The sequence below is a fragment of the Winogradskyella ouciana genome, assembly GCF_009709615.1.
Taxonomy (GTDB): domain Bacteria; phylum Bacteroidota; class Bacteroidia; order Flavobacteriales; family Flavobacteriaceae; genus Winogradskyella; species Winogradskyella ouciana.
The window spans coordinates 1-234 of sequence record NZ_WJYA01000313.1 but is presented as its reverse complement, the minus strand read 5'-3'; the positions used below and the strand labels follow the sequence as shown (position 1 = coordinate 234).

Genomic DNA, 234 nt, shown 5'->3' with positions numbered 1-234 from the left:
AACAGACCACAAGCGGACCACGAACGGACTATGAACGGACTGTCAGCGGACACAAACAAGAATGATAAGAATGTAAAGAATGAAAAGAATATAAATACTCCTCGTCTCAAATATGAAATTTGCGACATGGAGAATGCGGAATTCTTGTTTGAAGAAATTCTCAAAAATAATCCTGATGCTAAAAAGCCTAATTTTGAAAAATGGGCTAATGAATTTAGGTTAATCCGAGAAAGA

1 protein-coding gene is annotated in these 234 nt (G+C 35.9%); it reads left to right on the top strand.

Features of this window, described 5'->3' with window-relative positions; translation table 11 throughout:
* Nucleotides 1–30: 30 nt before the first annotated feature.
* Nucleotides 31–234 (top strand): phage replication protein O (locus F1003_RS16455; protein ID WP_438695871.1); only part of this gene is annotated, 204 nt, incomplete at its 3' end.